This is a genomic window from Klebsiella sp. MS 92-3, assembly GCF_000195655.1.
Lineage (GTDB): Bacteria > Pseudomonadota > Gammaproteobacteria > Enterobacterales > Enterobacteriaceae > Klebsiella > Klebsiella pneumoniae.
Map to the genome: position 1 here is coordinate 1 of NZ_GL882778.1, position 3971 is coordinate 3971.

Genomic DNA, 3971 nt, shown 5'->3' on the forward strand with positions numbered 1-3971 from the left:
ACCGGTCTCCCGGCGCACACTGTATATATATACAGCTTTAAGCGAGGAAAAAAACGATGAAGTTCATTCCTGCAGTATCAGAAGCCAGCATAGTAAAAATTCCTTTGTTCACAGAGCGATGCCCTGCGGGTTTTCCGTCACCGGCATCAGACTACACTGAGTCTGAACTGGATCTGAATGAGTACTGCATTCACCGGCGCCACTCCACCTATTTTGTCAGGGCGATTGGCAACTCAATGACTGATATTGGCCTCTATTCCGGCGATCTGTTGGTCGTGGATAAAGCAGAACAGCCGCGGCACGGGGATATTGTTATCGCGGAAATTGAGGGTGAATTTACGGTAAAACGCCTGCTTCTGACGCCGCGGCCAGCCCTGCAGGCGATGAACCCGGACTTCCCTTCCCTGTACCCGGATCCGGAAACGCTGCAAATTTTCGGCGTGGTGACAGCCTTCATTCATAAAACCCGGAGGGCAGACTGATGTTCGCCCTGGCTGACGTCAACTCCTTCTACGCCAGTTGCGAGAAGGTTTTCAGGCCGGATTTGCGCGGCAAACCTGTCGTCGTTCTCAGTAACAACGATGGCTGCGTTATTGCCCGGAGTGCTGAAGCCAAACTGCTGGGTATAAAGATGGGAACCCCCTGGTTCCAGCTCAAAGAGGCGCAGTTTCCTGAAAAATTGTACGTTTTTTCCAGCAACTACGAGCTCTACGCGAGCCTGAGTAACCGTGTGGTCGCCCTGCTGGAAGAGCTGTCGCCCCGCGTCGAACAATACTCAATTGACGAATGTTTCCTGGATGCCCGGGGAATTGGCCACTGTATGGATCTGGAGGATTTTGGCAGGCAGCTGCGTGGGCATGTTCTCAGTGGAACCGGACTGACGATCGGTGTCGGCTTCGGCGCCACAAAAACACTGGCCAAATCGGCGCAGTGGGCGTCAAAGGAATGGCCACAATTCAGGGGGGTACTGGCGCTGTCGCCCGAAAATCCACGCAGAACGGCAAAATTACTCAGCCTGCAGCCGGTGGAAGAAATCTGGGGCGTGGGGAACCGGATAGCGAAAAAGCTGCACGTTATGGGGATCACCACCGCCCTGCAGCTGTCGCTGACGAACCCCACATTTATCCGGAAAAACTTCAACGTAGTGCTGGAGCGCACGGTACGTGAGCTGAACGGCGAGAGTTGCATTTCACTGGAGGAAGCGCCGCCGCCGAAACAGCAGATTGTCTGCAGTCGTAGCTTCGGGCAGCGGATCACCACCTACGAAGAAATGCGCCAGGCCGTCTGCCAGTATGCCGAGCGCGCGTCGGAAAAGTTGCGCGGTGAGCGACAGTACTGCCGGCATATCAGCACCTTCATCAAGACATCCCCTTTTGCGGTTAATGAGCCGTATTACGGTAACGTGGCCACGGAAAAACTGAACACCCCTACCCGTGACACCCGGGACATTATCGCGGCAGCGGTCAGGTCTCTGGACAGGATCTGGCTCGATGGCCACCGCTACGCAAAAGCGGGGATAATGCTCAATGATTTCAGTCCGAACGGCGTCGCGCAGCTGAATCTGTTCGATGACGTGCAGCCACGGCCGCACAGCGATGCGCTGATGAAGGTACTCGACGGCATTAATCATTCCGGACTCGGGAAAGTCTGGTTTGCCGGACGGGGTATTGCGCCGGACTGGCAGATGAAACGGGAGATGCTGTCACCGGCATATACCACCCGCTGGAAGGAGCTGCCGGTTGCCCGTTTCTGACCGTCGAAATGACAGACGGGACTTGCCGCCAGAGCTTACTTTACCGATCATACAGATGACTTGTCTCAGGAGGGAACCATGACAAACATCATTCTGTGTGATGTGACTGCCAGCGTCTGAGAACTTAAAAACGATCCGGTGGCCACCGCCAGTGCCGGCGGCGGCTACCCGGTCGCGATTATTGACCGCAACCGCCCTGTTTTTTATTGTGTGCCCGCGGCTCTGTATGAACAAATGCTCGATGCGCTGGACGAAAAAGACCTGGTGCAATTGTTGACATCCTCCCCGCCCTGAAGGGCGAGGATTCCTACAGCGTTCAGACCGGAGCCTGACTCGCCTCGGTGGGTTCCTGCTTCAGCGGGCGGCCCGACTGTATCATCCCTCCACAGGCAAGCACGGCATGTCCTGCCGCTAAAATGTTACGTGCTCCGTTGATATCGGCGTTCTCGGTATAGCCGCATACCTGACACACGAATTTACTTTGCGTTTGACGGTTTTCTTTCGCCGTATGACCACAGCAGGCACAACGCTGGCTTGTGTATGCCGGAGGTATCGCCAGTACCTGACCACCACGCCAGAGCTGCTTGTACTCAAGCTGTCTGCGCATTTCGTACCAGCCCTGATCCAGTATCGAACGGTTTAAGCCTGATTTGGCTCTGATGTTTCGTCCGGGCCGCTCTGCCGTACCTTTTGCCGATTTCGACATGTTACTGACCTTCAAGTCCTCAATGACGATCATCGCGTGGTTTTTGCTGATTTCACTGGTGACTTTGTGAAGGTAGTCGCGCCGGATATTGGCAATGTGTGAGTGCAGACGCTGGATTTTTTTCTTCTGTTTCTGCCAACTGGCACTGAATTTAACTTTGCGGCTTAACTGCCGTTGAAGCATAGCCAGCTTACGCTGGCTTGCTTTGAAGCTGTTGACTGGCTGGTATACGGTGCCATCAGAAAGCGTGGCAAGTTTCGTGACTCCGGCGTCCAAACCGACCATTGACGCTGCCTTATGAACCTGTTCAGGCACTTCGTATTCCGTCTGGATGCTAACGTACCATTTGCCGCATGACTGGATGACCGTGACGTTTTTAACTTCGCCGATGACTTCACGGCTATTGCGATAGCGTATCCAGCCCAACTTAGGAAGCGATATACGATTGTTGGTCTGATCGAGCTTCACGCCTTGCGGGCATCGTTTTGGCCGCGTTTCTTGAAACGAGGGAATGCTGCACGCTTCTGGAAGAAATTCTTGTAGCCGCGCTCCAGATCTTTGAGCGACTGCTGCAACGGCAGTGATGGCGTGTCTTTTAGCCACTGGGTATCAGGGTGTGATTTCCACTCAATGAGCCATGAAGCCATTTTGGTGTAGGAAACATATTTGTTCCCCGCTTCATGGTTTTCGTTTTGAAGCGCCAGCGCACGGTTAAAGACGAAGCGACAAGCCCCAGCGAAGCGCCGCATATCGCGCTCCTGCTGACCATTCGGTCTTAACTGGAATTTGAAGGCTTGAAGTCGTTTCATGAGGCTATTTTAACCGAAGTTAGTCGGAAAACCGCGCCTTATATCCCCGCCCTGAAGGTCGGGGTTTTACGGCGCACTGGATAACAGGGGCCTCTTGCCGTCCCCCAAAAACAAACGGTATGTTTATGCGCTGTGATGATTCCCCCGGATTCTTTTTATGGTCCAGTGGTGTCTACAAAGTCAATTAATACGATAACGTGACGGACTTTCAATATGTTACCCACACGGTTATCCCCCGTTACTGTGGATAATCAATATATTGTGTCTCTGGCAGTTGCTTTTCCTACCATATGTTGTCCCTCCCCGTTCTATTTTGTGATCGCACAGTGTGAAAAACGACATCACAGTGGAGACGCTGCTGACGGGATGATGTTCATCCAGGGTCGTAAGATCGGCCGGTACTGGTTACCCGCCGGACGAAGGGCCGGCCAACGCGCAGCGTCGGTAGCTGGCTTTAAAAATGCCGGCGGAAACTTAAAGATTAAGCTGCATACTCTGCGAAATTTTGCAAATTTCACTCAACATGCTTCGTTCAGATCCCAATAGAGCTTTCACCATCGCCTGTAATAGCCGCCCTGCTGCGTGATTACTCCGCTCATCGGGTTGCTGGCGACAAGCCAATACCTGTTCGTGACAGGCATTGATTGAACCGTTATCCCTAACTAATAATGTGCCGACGATGCAGGTGGGACCGTGGTCCCAG

Annotated in this window: 3 protein-coding genes and 2 pseudogenes; 3 read left to right on the forward strand and 2 right to left on the reverse strand. The window is 53.4% G+C overall.

What is annotated here, in order from left to right:
* The first annotated feature begins 56 nt into the window (after nt 1–56).
* The 3 genes from umuD (at nt 57) to HMPREF9538_RS29575 (ending at nt 2047) form a co-directional block, all read left to right on the forward strand.
* Complete coding sequence (gene umuD / locus HMPREF9538_RS18800) at nt 57–482, forward strand: translesion error-prone DNA polymerase V autoproteolytic subunit (protein WP_004178083.1); 426 nt, start codon at nt 57–59, stop codon at nt 480–482.
* Nucleotides 482–1753, forward strand: a complete 1272-nt coding sequence (locus HMPREF9538_RS18795; protein WP_004152715.1) for a Y-family DNA polymerase — start codon at nt 482–484, stop codon at nt 1751–1753. Before umuD ends, HMPREF9538_RS18795 begins: the two co-directional genes overlap by 1 nt.
* Before the next feature lie 138 nt (nt 1754–1891).
* Nucleotides 1892–2047 (forward strand): hypothetical protein, encoded by a 156-nt coding sequence (locus tag HMPREF9538_RS29575; RefSeq protein ID WP_001776126.1) that lies wholly within the window; start codon nt 1892–1894, stop codon nt 2045–2047.
* Nucleotides 2048–2069: 22 nt separating this feature from the next.
* Here HMPREF9538_RS29575 and HMPREF9538_RS18790 read toward each other — a convergent pair.
* Together HMPREF9538_RS18790 and HMPREF9538_RS32560 are read right to left on the reverse strand one after the other, a co-directional pair.
* Nucleotides 2070–3268: pseudogene (locus HMPREF9538_RS18790) on the reverse strand (RNA-guided endonuclease InsQ/TnpB family protein).
* A gap of 474 nt (nt 3269–3742) precedes the next feature.
* A pseudogene (locus HMPREF9538_RS32560) lies at nt 3743–3971 on the reverse strand (hypothetical protein); the annotation flags it as partial.

Coding starts and splice junctions, on each gene's coding strand:
- HMPREF9538_RS18795 (WP_004152715.1), top strand. CDS start 482: ATGTTCGCCCTGGCTGACGTCAACTCCTTCTACGCCAGTTGCGAGAAG.
- umuD (WP_004178083.1), top strand. CDS start 57: ATGAAGTTCATTCCTGCAGTATCAGAAGCCAGCATAGTAAAAATTCCT.